The following is a 14050-nucleotide window of genomic DNA, read 5'->3' on the forward strand; positions in this document are numbered from 1 at the left end:
ATCCATTTCACAAGTGTTTGCGCATTTGAGAGTCTATATCATCAGTGACGCGAGTTCTACAATGGAGGGAATCATTTCACTAATGGAGTAATGCCATGGAAAACAAAATGCACCCAGGCGTGCTGTCGCTGTCGGTGGGCGCCTTTGCCATCGGCGTGACGGAGTTCATCGTGGTGGGCGTGTTGCCGGCCATTGCGGCGGACTTGCGCGTCTCGCTCGACGCGGCCGGCGCGCTGGTCAGCCTGTACGCGCTGGCGCTGGCGCTCGGCACGCCGCTGGCGGTGCTGGGCTTGTCGCGCCTGCCGCGCAAGCCGGTGCTGGCGGGGCTGATGGGGGTGTTCTTGCTGGGGAATTTGCTGGCGGCCTTGTCCACCAGCTACGGCGTGCTGCTGGCCGGGCGCGTCATCACGGCCGTGGCGCACGGCGCCTTCTTCGGCATCGGCGCCACCGTGGCGGCGTCGCTGGCGCCCAAGGGGCAGGCGGGCCGGGCTATCTCGGTGATGTTCGGCGGGCTGACCCTGGCCATGGTGCTGGGCGTGCCGCTGGGCAGCTTCCTGGGCAACCTGATGGGCTGGCGCCTGCCGTTCTTCGCGGTGGCGGCCATGGCGCTGGCGGGCTTGCTGGCGATGCTGCGCTGGCTGCCGGCCGGCATGGCGCAGGCGGCAGGCGGCAAGGCGTCCACGCAGCTGGCGGCGCTGGCCGACCGCCACATCCTCACCATGATGGCGGTTACCACGCTGGGTTTCGGCAGCATCTTCGCCGCGTTCACCTACGTGACCCCCATCCTGACCGACATCGCGGGCTTTTCGGCCACCACGGCCAGCGCGCTGCTGGTCGTGTTCGGCGCGGCCACCTTCGCCGGCAACCTGGCGGGCGGCTATCTGAGCAGCCACATGGGCTGGCAGCGTTCGCTGCGCATGCTGCTGGTGCTGCTGGCGCTGACGCACGCCGGCCTGGCCGTGTCGCTGCACACGCCGTGGGCGCTGGTGCCGCTGCTGTTCCTGTGGGGCATGTTCTCCTTCGGCCTGTCGCCGGGCTTGCAGGCCGGCATGCTGGCCACGGCCGAGCACTACACGCCGAAGGCGGTGGATTTCGCCTCCGGCCTGAACATCTCGGCCTTCAACTTCGGCATCTCGCTTGGTTCGTCGCTGGGCGGGCTGATGGTGGCGCGCAGCCTGATGGACGCCACGCCGTGGGCCGGCGTGGCCATTTCGCTGGCGGCGCTGGTGCCGCTGGCCTGGCTGGCGCGGCGCCCGATCGGCGCGCCGGCGGCCGGCGCTAGCAGTGCGGCGGCCGCGCACTGAGCGGCGCTATACTTCCCGCATCGCTATGCAAGGAGGCGCCATGTGGGACCTGGAACGCTTTGTGGCGGCGCAGGAGCCGGTCTACGGGACGGTGCTGGCCGAGTTGCACGCCGGGCACAAACGCAGCCACTGGATGTGGTTCATCTTTCCCCAGCTGGCCGGGCTGGGGCGCAGCGACATGGCGCACCGCTATGCGCTGTCCGGGCTGGCGGAAACGCGCGCCTACCTGGACCATCCGCTGCTCGGCGGGCGGCTGCGCGAGTGCTGCGCGCTGGTGCTGGCGGCGGGCAAGGGCGTGTCGGCGCACGATATCTTCGGCTCGCCGGACGACGTCAAGTTCCGCTCCTGCGTGACCTTGTTTGCGCAGGCCGCGCCGGCCGAGACGCTGTTCGATGCCTGCCTGCGGCGCTTTTTCGGCGGCGAGCCCGATCCGGAGACGCTGGCGCTGCTGTAATATCGCGGCATCCACAACGACAATGGAAGCGCCATGAGCCGTCCCGTACTTGAAGAATCCCGCATCCATCCCGCCATCCGCGCCAGGGTCGCCGGCCACCATGCCGACATCGTGCAGGAAGTGCAGGCTGCCATCGCCGCCAACAAGGTGGTGGTGGTCGGCATGGCGATGAATCCCTTTCCCCGCAAGGCGCGCGCGCTGCTGGACGCGCAGGGCGCGCCGTATGCCTACCTGGAGTACGGCAGCTACCTGAGCCAGTGGCGCCGCCGCACGGCGCTGAAAATGTGGAGCGGCTGGCCGACCTTGCCGATGGTGTTCATCAACGGCACGCTGGTGGGCGGTTTCCAGGATCTGAGGAAGCTGGTCGACAGCGGCGAGTTCACGGCGCTGGTGGCGCCCAAGCTGCCGGCATGACGCTGGCGGCGCGGCCGCCGCGGCCGGCCGCCGGCTAGAGCGCGTCCAGCCGCGCCGGCAAGTCGCGCAGCAGCGCGGCGCGGGCGCGCGGGCCGCCCATGGCATCGTCCTGCTTGGCGTCCAGCACCAGGCGGGCGAACACCACCGTGCGCTGGCCCTTGCTGGCCCAGCCCACATACCAGCCGTACTGGCGCGTGTCGTCGTCGCCGCCGTCCGGCAGCACGGCCGAGGCGGTGCCGGTCTTGCCGAATACTTCCCAACCGTTGGCCAGCGTGCGGCGCGGCATGATGCGCGCCGTCATGGCGTACGCCTGCGCGGACAGCGGCAGTTCGCGCCTGACCACCTTGCGCAGGAAGGCAGCTTGTTCCAGCGGCGAGATGCGCAGGCTGGAGCCGACCCAGGATTGCGTCAGGCCGTTGTCCTTGCCGGCATCGCCGCCCAGGTCTTCGTTGCCGTAGCCGAAGCGCCGCACATAGTCCTGGAAGCGCGCCGCGCCCAGCGCGGAGGTTACTTGCTGGGCGTACCAGAGCACCGAGTTTTGCAGCCAGCTGCTGGGGTCGGTGTCCGCCCGCCAGGAGGGGATGTAGGCGGGGTAGCCCGCCTTGAAGGGCAGCATGGGGCTGTGTTCGTCGTGCAGCATGCCGCTGTCGTAGCCCATCAGGGCGACCGCGATGTTGAAGGTGGACGCGGGCGTGACGCGTTCCTCGCAATGGCCTTCGCGGGCCAGCTCGCGGCCGGTGGCGGCGTCGGCCAGCACGGTGCAGGCGAACGGCGCCTGCGAGGCGGCCGGGGCGATGCGCCAGGCCAGCGCAGGCTGGAAGGCCAGGCTGGCGGCGAAGATGGCCGCCAGGCCGGCCAGCGCGAGGATGCGGGCGGCGCGCGCGCGGCGGCCTTGCGCGCGGGACGGTTCTCGGATCAGGGCGATGCGCGAGGCCAGCGTGCTGGCGCACACGCCGCCGAAGGCGAGCGCGGTGTTGGGCGTGCCGTGCTGCAGGCGCAGCTGCGCCACCAGCGCGGCGGCGTAGGCCTTGCGCTGGGCCGGCGGGCGGCCGCGCAGCACGTCGCGGTCGCAGCCCAGTTCCTGCGCCCAGGACAGGCTGGCGCGCAGCACGCGCATGAAGGGGTTGAACCAGAGCAGGGTTTGCAGCAGCAGGCCCAGGCTCATCCAGTGCAGGTCGCGGCGCCGCCAGTGCGTCAGTTCGTGTTCGATGATCAGCTGCTGCTGCGCGGGGTCGAAGCTGCGCAGGTGGCGCGGCAGCAGCAGGCGCGGCTTGAACAGACCGAACAGCATGGGGGAGATCGGGGCGTCCACTTCGATGACGGCGGGCGCGCGCGCGTCGGGGCCGGCCGGGCTAGCCGGACTGCCCGGGCTGATGGCGCTGGCGGCGCCGGCGGCGCTGCCGGCGGCGGCCAGGCTGTCGAGCATGCGGCGCGCGCGCCGCAGCTGGCACACGGTGTAGCCGAGGCCGAGCAGGTAGGCCAGCAGCCAGGCTTGCGCGGCGCGCGCCAGCCAGGCGGCGGCCGGGGCGCGCGGGCCGGCGGCGGCGTCGGCGTCGTCGCCGCCGGCCGGCTGGGCGGCGCCGGTGTGGCCGGCGGGGCGTAGCTGGGCGGTGTCGGGCAGGTCGATCGGCGGGACGAGGCGCAGCCGCTCGCTGTGCGGCAGCAGGATCACGAGGAAGGCGGCCAGCACGGTGGCCTGGGCCAGCAGCCAGGTCGAGCGGTGCAGGGCGACGCCGGGCAGGCGGCGGCACAGCGCCGTCAGCGCCCACACGCCCAGCCCGGCCGCCAGGCAGCCGGCACTGGCCAGCAGGAAGCGCAGCGGCAGCTGTTCCAGCCACTGCGCCGGCAGCAGCGCCGGCAACAGCGCCGACCAGGGCGCGCCGCCGCTCATGGCGCGTCCTGGTCGTCCGGCCAGTCCTGCAGCAATTGTTCGAGCTGCGCCAGCTCGGCCTCATCGACCAGCTTGCTGCCGGTGAACATGTTGACCGGCAGCGGGGTGTCCATTTCCATCACCCGCTTGCCGAAGTCGTGCGCGAAGGCGGCCAGCGTGCCGACCTTTTCCAGCGCCGCGTCGTAGACCTGCACGCCGTGCCGCGTGTGCTGGCGCAGCGCGCCCTTGTCGAGCATGCGTTCCAGCGTCTTGCGGGTGGAGGAATAGGACCAGCCCAGCTCGGGCTCGACCTGGTCGTGGATTTCGCGCGCGCTCAGCGGCTGCTGTTTCCACAGCGCCTTGAGCACGGACAGTTCGGAGATAGAGGGAATGGCCATGGCGCCATTGTGCCGGGTTTTGCGACCAATGTCACTCAAAATAAAATATTTGACACGCATGTGACCAATGTCGCATGATGCGCATGTTTGTCGCATGACGCGGCGTTGAGAGGAGCAGTATGGAATTGCGCAATATCGTGGTGGCGGCGCTGGGCGCGCTGGCCATGTCCCCGGCCCAGGCGGCCGAAATCTGCACGGCGATCGCGGACGCGGCCAGCGGCAAGGTGCTGCTGCAGCGCGGCGATTGCCAGCGCCAGGTGACGCCGGCGTCCACCTTCAAGATTCCCATCGCGCTGATGGGCTACGACGCGGGCTTCCTGAAGGACGAGCACGCGCCGCAGCTGCCGTTCCGCCAGGGCGACGTGGACTGGCGCCCCAGCTGGCGCAGCGACACCGATCCGGCCAAGTGGATGAGCGATTCGGTGGTGTGGTATTCGCAGCGCGTGACGGTGGCGCTGGGCAAGGCGCGCTTTGCCGCCTACACCAGGCGCTTCGAGTACGGCAACGCCGACGTGGTGGGCGACGCGCAGCACGACGGCCTGACCGCGTCGTGGCTGGGCTCGTCGCTGCGCATTTCGCCGCTGGGCCAGCTGTCCTTCCTGGGCAAGGTGGTGAACCGCCAGCTGGGCGTGAGCGAGCACGCCTATGCGATGACGGCGCGCCTGACGCGCTACGGCCAGCCGGTGGAAGGCTGGCGCGTGAACGGCAAGACCGGCAGCGGTTCGGGCTACGGCTGGTATGTGGGCTGGGCGTCGAAGGGGGAGCGCCAATACGTGTTCGCGCGCCTGATCCAGAAGGACAGCAGCGACCCGCAGGACACGCCCAGCGGCCTGCTGGCGCGGGACGGCCTCATCGCCGACTTTCCCGGCCTGGTCAACGCCATCGAGGTGGACCAGGCGTTCAAGCCGCTGCTGGAAACGCATGCGGTGCCCGGCATGGCGGTGGCGCTGAGCGTGAACGGGAAGCATTACTTCTACAACTACGGCGTGACGGCCACGGAGAACGGGCAGCCGGTCAGCGAGGCCACGCTGTTCGAGCTGGGCTCGGTGAGCAAGACGTTCACGGTCACGCTGGCCGCCTACGCGCAGGCCTTGGGCAAGCTGGCCTTGACCGACCCGGTCAGCCGGCATGTGCCGGCGCTGCGCGGCAGCGTCTTCGACCGGGTCAGCCTGGTCCAGCTGGGCACGCACACGGTGGGCGACTTTCCGTTGCAGGTGCCGGACCAGATCCAGAGCTATCCGCAACTGATGGACTATTACCAGCGCTGGCAGCCGCGCCACGCGCCGGGCACGCACCGCACGTATTCCAACCTGGGCATCGGGCTGCTGTCCATCGCCACCGTTGGCGCGCTGGGCGTGCCGTACGCGGACGCGGTGGAGCAGACGCTGTTCCCGGCGCTGGGCATGGCGCACAGCTATATCCGCGTGCCGGCGGCGCAGATGGCGCAGTATGCGCAAGGCTATAACAGCAACGGTGCGCCGGTGCGCGTGAATCCGGGCGTGCTGGCGGAGGAGGCGTACGGCGTGAAGAGCAATACGCGCGACCTGATCCGCTTCGTGGACGCCAACCTGGGCCTGCTGCCGCTGGAGGGCAGGCTGGCGCGCGCGGTGGCCGACACGCACACCGGCTACTACCGCACCGGCCCGATGACGCAGGATCTGATCTGGGAGCAGTATCCGGGCGCGGCCGGGCTGGATCAGCTGCTGGCCAGCACGGACCAGAAGATGGTGTTCGAGCCCAACCCGGCCGAGGCGATCAGCCCGCCGCTGGCGCCGCAGGCGGACGCGTGGCTGCACAAGACCGGTTCCACCGGCGGCTTCGGCGCCTATGTGCTGTTCAACCCGGCGCGCAAGGCGGGCATCGTGATGCTGGCGAACCGGGGCTTCCCGAACGCGCAGCGGGTGCGCGCGGCCTACGAGGTGCTGAACCGCGTGGCGCCGGCGGCAGCGGCGGACACTGCGGCTGTGGCTGCCGCTGTCGCAGGCGCTGCCCCAGTTGCCCCTGCGGCGCCGGCCGCGCCGTAGGCGGCCCGCGCCGCAGGTGGCCGGCGCCGCGGGTGGCCTCCGCGCAGCTGGCCTGGGCGCAGGCGTTAGGCGTCGAGGTCCGGGATCAGCATCAGCAGGTCGGTCACGCCGGCGTCCGCGCCGGCTTGCGACAGCAGCGTGCTGGCCTGGCCGCGGTGGTGGGTCTGGTGGTTGAAGAAGTGCAGCAGCACGTCGAACAGCGGTTTGGCGTGGCTGTCGCCGTTCATGCGCGCGTAGCGCAGCACGGCGTCCAGGTCGGCGTCGCCGAGGGCGCCGGTCCAGGCGGCGATCACGCCGTCCAGCCAGGCGCGGTGCGCGGCCATGGGCGCGAGCGCCGTGAACTGCGGCGCGTCCAGGCTGGCCGGCATGGGCAGCGCGCGCACCGGCGCCAGCGCGGCGCACGCGGCCGGCGACGCGGCCGGCGAGAGCGCGCCGTCGGCGGCGAAGCGCTTGAGCCACACGGTGTCGGCCACGACCAGGTGGTTCAAGGTGCCCAGCAGCGAGCCGAAGAACGCACCCCGGTCGCGCGCCAGCTCGTCGGCCGGCAGCGCGGCGGCCGCCGCGTACAGTTTCTGGTTCATCCAGCTGTTGTAGCGGGACAGGAGTTGGATATGGCGGCTGCGGCTCATCGGGGTGTGCTCGGGTGCGGGCGCGGCCGGGCCGGACGCAAGGGGTCCAGCAGGCCGCGCAGGTTGTTGTGGTCGAGTTCGTACATCAGGGCCAGCAGGGCGCCCAGCTGGCCGGCGGGAAAGCCTTCGCGCGCGAACCAGCCCAGGTAGTGGCCGGGCAGGTCGGCCAGCAGCCGGCCCTTGTATTTACCGTAGGGCATTTCATAGCGCAGCAGCTGCGCCAGGGCGTCGGAGTCCAGGTTCATTGTTGATTCAGGTTCAAATATCTTCTGCCCGGCGGCATCTTTTTCGAAAGAATGAATGCAGTGATACTGCGTGACATCTACTTTACAGGAGTTATGTCATGCCTATTGCCTTGCTGGCGCTGACCATCAGCGCGTTTGCCATCGGGACCACCGAGTTTGTCATTGTCGGCCTGCTGCCGACCATCGCCGCCGATCTGGGCGTGAACCTGCCGTCGGCCGGGCTGCTGGTGAGCCTGTACGCGCTGGGCGTGGCCGTGGGCGCGCCGGTGCTGACGGCGCTGACCGGCAAGCTGCCGCGCAAGACCTTGCTGCTGTCGCTGATGGTGCTGTTTACGGCCGGGAACCTGATGGCGTGGCTGGCGCCCGGCTATGCGTCGCTGGTGGTGGCTCGCGTGCTGACCGGCCTGGCGCACGGCGTGTTCTTCTCGATCGGCTCGACCATCGCCACCTCGCTGGTGGCGCGCGAGAAGGCGGCCTCGGCCATCGCCATCATGTTTACCGGCCTGACGGTGGCGCTGGTGACGGGCGTGCCGCTGGGCACCTTCATCGGCCAGCATTTCGGCTGGCGCGCCACTTTCCTGGCCGTGTCGGCGCTGGGCGTCGTGGCCTTTGTCGGCAGCCTGCTGTTCGTGCCGAAGGCGATCCAGCACAGTGCGCCGGCCTCGCTGCTGCAGCAGGTCAAGGTGCTGGGCCAGCCGCGCCTGCTGCTGGTGTATGCGATGACGGCGGTGGGCTATGGCGGCTCGTTTATCGCCTTCACCTATCTGGCGCCCATCCTGCAGGGCGTGGCGGGCTTCAGCGAGAACGCGGTGGGTCTGGTGATGCTGGTGTACGGCGTGTCGGTTGCGGTGGGCATATCTGGGGCGGCAAGCTGGCCGACCGGCGCGGCCCGGTCGGCGCGCTGAAGATCATCTTTGCCGGCCTGGCGGCGGTGCTGCTGGCGCTGACCTTCACGGCGCCGCATCCGTGGCTGGTGGTGGCGACCGTGTTGCTGTGGGGCGCGGTGGCCTTTGGCAACGTGGCGGGCTTGCAGGTGTACGTGGTGCAGCAGGCGGAGCACTACACGCCGCGCGCGGTGGACGTGGCCTCGGGCCTGAACATCGCGGCCTTCAACCTCGGCATCGCCGGCGGCGCCTGGGGCGGCGGGCTGATTGTCGAGCACCTGGGCCTGGTGCACACGGGCTGGATCGGCGCGCTGGTGGTGCTGGGCGCGCTGGGCCTGACGGCGCTGAGCGGCCGCCTGGACCGCCTGAACCCGCGCGCCGTGGACGCGGCGGCCCCGCGCACGGTGCGCGTGGCGGCGCACTAAGCGGCATCCCAAGCGGCGTACCAAGCGGCACACCAAGCCGTACACCGGGCCGCACACCGGGCCGCACACCGGGCCGCACACCAGGCCGCACAGCTGGGCCGGCGGTCCGGGTCCCGCGTCAGGCGCGCCGGTAGATGGCGTCCAGGCTGCCGGGGCCGAAATAGCGTTCGTATTCCTGCGCCGCGTACGAGTCCATCATGCCGGCGATATAGTCGATCACCAGGCGCTCGCGGCTGTCCTTCAGGCAGCGCAGCTCCGGCGGCAGCAGGATGTTGTCCTTGTTGTACTGCTTGTCGGTCAGCACCTCGAACAGGCCGCGGATGATCTTCTCGCCGCGTTTTTCGTACAGCTGCACGTCCTTCTTGCGCAGGATCGCTTTCCACAGCAGGCTTTTCAGGCCCTTGGCCAGCAGTTCGGCGCTGCGGTAGCCCAGCTGGCCGTCCACCACGGCCAAGTCGCGGCACAGGGTGTGCACGATTTCCGACGTCAGTTCCTTGCGCAGCACGATGGAGTATTCCTCGGACGAGGCTTGCTGCTCGCACTTGAGCGCCTCGTTGTGGGCGCGCTCGGCAATGGCCGAGAACAGTGGGTAGGCACCGGCATAGTCGGCGCTGATCTTGAATTCGTGCGCGATCTCGCCCACGGTGATGATGCCGAAGCTGAGCGCGTCCTCCACGTCGTGCGCGGCGTAGGCGATTTCGTCGGACAAGTCCATGATCTGCGCGTCGATGCTCTTGCGCGCGGCGATGCCGTGCCGCGCCAGCTCGGCGGTCAGGAAGGCGTGGTCCTCGTCGTACAGGAATTTGCGCGCGTTCTCGCTGCGCGTGTGGAAGTATTTCGTGATGCCGAACAGGGTGCGCACCGTCAGGTTCAGGCCGGCGTAGCCGTAGTGGCGCTTTTCCAGCGTGCGCAGGATGCGGAACGCTTGCGCATTGCCTTCGAAGCCGCCGTGCTCGGTGCACAGCGCGTTCAGGATCTTCTCGCCGTAGTGGCCGAACGGCGGGTTGCCGATATCGTGCGCCAGCGCGCAAGTTTCCGACACCACGCAGCGCTCCAGCCCCATGTCGGCGGCGATCGAGCGGGCGATCTGCGCCACTTCCAGGCTGTGCGTGAGGCGGTTGCGGTTGGACTGGTTGGCGTCCACGCCGAGCAGCTGCATCTTGCCCTGCAGGCGGCGGAAGGAGGCCGCGTACAGCACCCGCGCATAGTCGCGCATGGCGTCCTCGCGGCCGTCGCTGCGGCTGTCCTGCTGCTGGTGCACGCGGTATTCGAGCGGGCGCACCAGGGTTTCCTGGTCGCGCGCGTAGGCGATCGTTTCTGCTGAGTACATGCGATAACTCTGGGTGATGGAAGGGCAAAGGGATTTTAGACGAGCGCGCGCCGGATCGGGTGTATATTGCTGGCGAAATATTTCTGAATCGGAATCCCCTATGTCGCCCGTTGCCCTGTTTAGCGTCGTCCTCGCGTACTTTGCCCTGCTGCTGGGCGTGGCCTGGCTGACCTCGCGCAACGCCAATAACGACAGTTTCTTCATCGGCAACAAGAACAGCAACTGGATGCTGGTGGCCTTCGGCATGGTGGGCACCACGCTGAGCGGCGTGACCTTCATCAGCGTGCCGGGCGCGGTCGGACGCGACGGCTTCGGCTACCTGCAGATCGTGCTGGGCTATGCCTTCGGCTACGTCACGGTGGCCTATGTGCTGCTGCCGCTGTACTACCGGCTCGGGCTGACCTCGATCTACCACTACCTCGACGTGCGCCTGGGCCGGCGCGCCTACCAGAGCGGAGCCGCGTTCTTCATCCTGTCGCGCACCTTGGGCGCCACGGCGCGCCTGTACCTGGTGGTCAACATCCTGCAGGCCACCATCCTGGACAGCCTGGGCGTGCCGTTCTGGGCCACCAACTGCGTGATCCTGCTGATGATACTGCTCTACACCTACGAGGGCGGCGTCAAGACCATCGTCTGGACCGACACCTTGCAGACCACCGGTATGCTGCTGGGCCTGGTCGTCTGCACCGGCTGGCTGCTGCAGCAGCTGGACCTGGGCCTGCTCGACAGCCTGGCGCGCATGCAGGACAGCGGCCTGGCGCGGGTCTTGACCTTGGACGTGGACAGCCCCACCTATTTCTGGAAGCAGGTGCTGGCCGGCATGGCGATCACGATCGCGATGACGGGCATGGACCAGGAGATGATGCAGAAAAATATCTCGGTGAGTACGGTGGGCAATTCGCAAAAAAACATGGTGGCGCTGACGCTGATCCTGATCGGCGTGCTGACGCTGTTCCTGTTCCTCGGCGGCTTGCTGCACCTGTACGCGCCCGTTGCCGGCGTGGCGGCGGCCGGCGACAAGCTGTTCCCGGCGGTGGTGATGGGCCACATGCCGGCCGCCATCCAGCTGATCTTCTTCATTGCGCTGGTGTCGGCGCTGTTCCCCAGCGCCGACGGCGCCATCACGGCGCTGACCTCGTCGTTCTGCATCGACATCCTGGGCCTGCAGCGGCGCGCCGGGCAGGACGAGCGCGCCCGCACCCGCACCCGCCACCGCGTGCACCTGGCCTTCTGCGCGCTGTTCCTGGCGCTGGTGATGGTGTTCAAGTGGATCGACAGCGCCAGCATGATAGGCGTGATCCTGAAGCTGGCCGGCTACACCTACGGCCCGCTGCTGGGCCTGTTCGCCTTCGGCATCCTGACGCGGCGCACCGTGCAGGACCGCTGGGTGCCGCTGGCGGTGCTGGCCGGGCCGCTGCTGTGCTGGCTCATTGACCGCCATCAGGCCTTGCTATTCGGCAGCTACCAGCTGGGGCTGGAACTGCTTATCATGAATGGTCTGCTGGTCATGGCCGGCCTGTTCCTGATTTCGGCGCCGGCGCGCGTGCCCGGCGAAGGCCAGGCCGTAAGCGTTCCCTAAGTATTTTTCATGGGCAAAACTGGCCGATTTCGCTTACAGTGTTGTCAGATTTAAATTATTCAAGGAGCATCCATGTCACGATCTATTGTTTCCCGCATCGGCAGCGGTTTTGCCTATGCCTGGCGCGCGCTGGACTTTGGCCGCCGCGCCGTACTGAATGTGCTGTTCCTGATCGTGCTCATCATCCTGGCCATCGCCATTTTCAGCGGCGGCGCCAAGCCGCTGGGCGCCAAGACCATGCTGGTGCTGGACCTGAAGGGCGAACTGGTGGAGCAGGGCAGCGCCGGCGTGCGCGAGGCCGTCAAGGCCAACCTGCTGGGCGGCGAGGTGCGCCGCACCGTGCAGCTGCGCGACGTGCGCAATGTGCTCGACGCGGCCGCCAAGGACCCGCAGATCGCCGGCGCCGTGCTGCTGCTGGACGAGCTGGAAGGCGGCGGCCAGGCCAGCCTGCGCGAGGTGGCCGGCGCCGTGGAGCGCTTCAAGGCCAGCGGCAAGAAGGTGGTGGCCTGGGGCTCGAGCTACAGCCAGCGCCAGTACCTGGTGGCGGCGCACGCCAATGAAGTCTACGTCCATCCGATGGGCGCGGTACTGCTGGAGGGCTTCGGCCGCCACCGCAATTACTACCGCGACGCGCTCGACAAGATCGGCGTGACGGTCAACCTGCTGAAGGTGGGCACGTACAAGAGCTTTGCCGAGCCCTACATCGCCAACGGCCCATCCGAGGCGGCCACCGAGGCCGAGGCTTACCTGAACAATGCGCTGTGGGCCAGCTACACCGACGAGGTGGAGAAGGCGCGCAAGCTGCCGCAGGGCCACATCATGAAGAACATCAACGACCTGCCGGCGCTGGTGGAGGCGGCCAAGGGCGACCTGGGCAAGGTGACCTTGGACGCCAAGCTGGTGGACGGCCTGAAGACGCGCGATGAAATCCGCACGCTGATGATGGAGCGCGGCGAGAAGGATGCGCAGGGCAAGACATTCCGCCAGGTGGGCTATGAGGATTATCTGGCGCGCGTGCATCCGAAGGCGCTGGGCGACGCGGTGGGCGTGGTGATGGCGGTGGGCGAGATCAGCGACGGCATGGCGCCGGCCGGCTCCATCGGCGGCCAGTCCACGTCCAATCTGATCCGCATGGCGCGCGAGGACAGCAGCATCAAGGCTATCGTGCTGCGCGTGAATTCGCCGGGCGGCAGCGCGTTCGGCTCGGAGCTGATCCGCCGCGAGCTGGAGCTGACGCGCGCGGCCGGCAAGCCGGTGGTGGTGTCCATGGGCGACGTGGCCGCGTCCGGCGGGTACTGGATTTCGATGTCGTCGGACGAGGTGATCGCCGAACCGAACACGATTACCGGTTCCATCGGCGTGTTCGCGCTGCTGCCGCGCGCCGACAAGGTGATCGACAAGCTTGGCATCCATACGGCGGGCGTGACGACCACGTGGCTGGCCGATGCGGCCAACCCTTTGCGTCCGCTGGACCCGCGCTTCAGCCAGGTGATCCAGGGCAGCATCAATCACATTTACAGCGAGTTCACCACCAAGGCGGCTGCGGCGCGCAAGACGACGCCGGAGAAGATCAACGAGGTGGCGCAGGGCCGCGTGTGGACCGGCGTGCAGGCCAAGGAGCGCGGGCTGGTGGATCGCGTGGGCACGTATGGCGACGCGCTGAAGGCGGCGGCGGACCGCGCCAAGCTGGGCAGCGATTACCGCGTGGCGTACATCGAGCGCGAGGTGTCGAAGTTCGACCGCATCGTGGAGTTCTTCGGCGGCTCGGCGGCGCATGCTGCGGCGCAGGCGCTGTCGCCCTACATCAAGGCGTCGCTGGCGCCGACCGGCATGCCATTGGGCGCGGCGGCCGAGGCGGCGCATGAGCTGAGCTGGCTGTCGGAAGTGGCGGACAAGCGCAAGCCGTTTACGGCGGTCACGCACTGCCTGTGCGAGTCGCCGTGACGGATGCCGTGCCGTCTGCGATAGCGGCGGCCGCGCCGGAGAGTGCGTCGGCGGCGTTGCAGTTGTCGCTGCGGCCACTGACGCTGGGCGAGCTGGCCGATCTGGCGGCTACCCGCATTCCCGCCGGCATGGCAGGGCGCGCGCAGCCGGGCGCCTTGCCGCCTGCGTTCGTGGCACAGCGCGCGCTGGACCGCATCGCGCAGGGCGGCTCCGAGTTTTGGTGCGCCACGTTTCTCATCGTGCGCGAGGACGGTGTGATTATCGGCGGTTGCGGCTTCAAGGGCGAGCCTGCAGATGGGCGCGTTGAAATCGCTTACGGTATCGCCCCTGCGCATCGCCGACAGGGCGCGGCGGTTCGCGCCGTGCGGGCCATGCTGGATCTCGCCTTCGCCAGCGGCGTGCGCGAGGTGTGCGCCGAAGTCCTTCCCGATAACACGGCGTCCATCGGCGTCGTTCGCAAGCTGGGCTTCCAGTTCGGCGGCACCCGGATCGATGCCGACGGCGATACCGTCGGCATGTGGGTGGTGTGTTTCTAAGTTGGCCCCTGGTC

The 14050-nt window shown here is 68.8% G+C and carries 12 protein-coding genes and 2 pseudogenes; 8 read left to right on the plus strand and 6 right to left on the minus strand.

The window, feature by feature from the left end; all coding sequences use genetic code 11:
• Positions 1-95: 95 nt before the first annotated feature.
• Genes ACFJI2_RS05310 through ACFJI2_RS05320 form a run of 3 tightly spaced genes read left to right on the plus strand, consistent with a single transcriptional unit; the run spans position 96 to position 2172 of the window.
• Entirely contained in the window at positions 96-1304 is a 1209-nt protein-coding gene (locus tag ACFJI2_RS05310; RefSeq protein ID WP_377704061.1) for an MFS transporter, read from the plus strand.
• Positions 1305-1344: 40 nt separating this feature from the next.
• Complete coding sequence (locus ACFJI2_RS05315; RefSeq protein ID WP_377704062.1) at positions 1345-1758, plus strand: DUF1810 domain-containing protein; 414 nt, start codon at positions 1345-1347, stop codon at positions 1756-1758.
• Positions 1759-1791: 33 nt separating this feature from the next.
• The gene (locus ACFJI2_RS05320; protein WP_377704063.1) at positions 1792-2172 is read left to right on the plus strand and encodes a glutaredoxin domain-containing protein; all 381 of its coding nucleotides are present in this window, start codon (positions 1792-1794) and stop codon (positions 2170-2172) included.
• Positions 2173-2206: 34 nt separating this feature from the next.
• Here the strand turns inward: ACFJI2_RS05320 and blaOXA are convergent, their stop codons facing one another.
• The 3 genes and pseudogenes from blaOXA to ACFJI2_RS05335 all read right to left on the minus strand — a co-directional run bounded on the left by blaOXA (position 2207) and on the right by ACFJI2_RS05335 (position 4440).
• Positions 2207-3013, minus strand: a complete 807-nt coding sequence (blaOXA, locus tag ACFJI2_RS05325) for a class D beta-lactamase (protein WP_377705797.1) — start codon at positions 3011-3013, stop codon at positions 2207-2209.
• 135 nt (positions 3014-3148) lie between these two features.
• A pseudogene (locus ACFJI2_RS05330) lies at positions 3149-4063 on the minus strand (M56 family metallopeptidase); the annotation flags it as partial.
• Positions 4060-4440 (minus strand): BlaI/MecI/CopY family transcriptional regulator, encoded by a 381-nt coding sequence (locus ACFJI2_RS05335; RefSeq protein WP_377704065.1) that lies wholly within the window; start codon positions 4438-4440, stop codon positions 4060-4062. The gene ACFJI2_RS05335 and the pseudogene ACFJI2_RS05330, both read right to left, overlap by 4 nt.
• Positions 4441-4559: 119 nt before the next feature.
• Here ACFJI2_RS05335 and ampC point away from each other — a divergent pair, with 119 nt between their 5' ends.
• Complete coding sequence (gene ampC / locus ACFJI2_RS05340) at positions 4560-6464, plus strand: class C beta-lactamase (RefSeq protein WP_377704066.1); 1905 nt, start codon at positions 4560-4562, stop codon at positions 6462-6464.
• Between the two features lie 65 nt (positions 6465-6529).
• On the opposite strand, the gene ACFJI2_RS05345 is transcribed toward ampC, so the two are convergent.
• Both ACFJI2_RS05345 and ACFJI2_RS05350 read right to left on the minus strand, forming a co-directional pair.
• Positions 6530-7093, minus strand: a complete 564-nt coding sequence (locus tag ACFJI2_RS05345) for a DinB family protein (protein WP_377704067.1) — start codon at positions 7091-7093, stop codon at positions 6530-6532.
• Positions 7090-7338, minus strand: coding sequence for a DUF3820 family protein (locus ACFJI2_RS05350; protein ID WP_377704068.1), 249 nt, complete (start codon positions 7336-7338; stop codon positions 7090-7092). The genes ACFJI2_RS05345 and ACFJI2_RS05350 overlap by 4 nt, the downstream gene beginning before the upstream one ends.
• Before the next feature lie 98 nt (positions 7339-7436).
• On the opposite strand from ACFJI2_RS05350, the pseudogene ACFJI2_RS05355 reads away from it, so the two are divergent.
• Positions 7437-8647 (plus strand): annotated as a pseudogene (locus tag ACFJI2_RS05355) (MFS transporter).
• Between the two features lie 118 nt (positions 8648-8765).
• Here ACFJI2_RS05355 and dgt read toward each other — a convergent pair.
• A complete protein-coding gene (gene dgt, locus ACFJI2_RS05360; RefSeq protein WP_377704069.1) occupies positions 8766-9977 on the minus strand; it encodes a dGTP triphosphohydrolase in 1212 nt (403 codons plus the stop codon).
• Positions 9978-10077: 100 nt separating this feature from the next.
• Here dgt and ACFJI2_RS05365 point away from each other — a divergent pair, with 100 nt between their 5' ends.
• The 3 genes from ACFJI2_RS05365 (at position 10078) to ACFJI2_RS05375 (ending at position 14036) form a co-directional block, all read left to right on the plus strand.
• Positions 10078-11556 (plus strand): sodium:solute symporter, encoded by a 1479-nt coding sequence (locus ACFJI2_RS05365; protein WP_377704070.1) that lies wholly within the window; start codon positions 10078-10080, stop codon positions 11554-11556.
• Positions 11557-11628: 72 nt separating this feature from the next.
• Positions 11629-13500 (plus strand): signal peptide peptidase SppA, encoded by a 1872-nt coding sequence (gene sppA / locus ACFJI2_RS05370; protein WP_377704071.1) that lies wholly within the window; start codon positions 11629-11631, stop codon positions 13498-13500.
• Positions 13497-14036 carry a GNAT family N-acetyltransferase gene (locus tag ACFJI2_RS05375; RefSeq protein WP_377704072.1) on the plus strand — a complete coding sequence of 180 codons (540 nt, stop codon included), beginning with the start codon at positions 13497-13499 and terminating at the stop codon, positions 14034-14036. The genes sppA and ACFJI2_RS05375 overlap by 4 nt, the downstream gene beginning before the upstream one ends.
• Positions 14037-14050: the final 14 nt, after the last annotated feature.

The sequence above is a fragment of the Pseudoduganella sp. UC29_71 genome (assembly GCF_042693265.1).
In the GTDB taxonomy this organism is placed as follows: Bacteria; Pseudomonadota; Gammaproteobacteria; order Burkholderiales; family Burkholderiaceae_D; genus Rugamonas.

What these genes read in the sequence shown, in the direction of transcription:
- ACFJI2_RS05310 (WP_377704061.1), top strand. Translation starts at nt 96, where the DNA reads ATGGAAAACAAAATGCACCCAGGCGTGCTGTCGCTGTCGGTGGGCGCC.
- ACFJI2_RS05315 (WP_377704062.1), top strand. Translation starts at nt 1,345, where the DNA reads ATGTGGGACCTGGAACGCTTTGTGGCGGCGCAGGAGCCGGTCTACGGG.
- ACFJI2_RS05320 (WP_377704063.1), top strand. Translation starts at nt 1,792, where the DNA reads ATGAGCCGTCCCGTACTTGAAGAATCCCGCATCCATCCCGCCATCCGC.
- ACFJI2_RS05335 (WP_377704065.1), bottom strand. Translation starts at nt 4,440, where the DNA reads ATGGCCATTCCCTCTATCTCCGAACTGTCCGTGCTCAAGGCGCTGTGG.
- ampC (WP_377704066.1), top strand. Translation starts at nt 4,560, where the DNA reads ATGGAATTGCGCAATATCGTGGTGGCGGCGCTGGGCGCGCTGGCCATG.
- ACFJI2_RS05345 (WP_377704067.1), bottom strand. Translation starts at nt 7,093, where the DNA reads ATGAGCCGCAGCCGCCATATCCAACTCCTGTCCCGCTACAACAGCTGG.
- ACFJI2_RS05350 (WP_377704068.1), bottom strand. Translation starts at nt 7,338, where the DNA reads ATGAACCTGGACTCCGACGCCCTGGCGCAGCTGCTGCGCTATGAAATG.
- dgt (WP_377704069.1), bottom strand. Translation starts at nt 9,977, where the DNA reads ATGTACTCAGCAGAAACGATCGCCTACGCGCGCGACCAGGAAACCCTG.
- ACFJI2_RS05365 (WP_377704070.1), top strand. Translation starts at nt 10,078, where the DNA reads ATGTCGCCCGTTGCCCTGTTTAGCGTCGTCCTCGCGTACTTTGCCCTG.
- sppA (WP_377704071.1), top strand. Translation starts at nt 11,629, where the DNA reads ATGTCACGATCTATTGTTTCCCGCATCGGCAGCGGTTTTGCCTATGCC.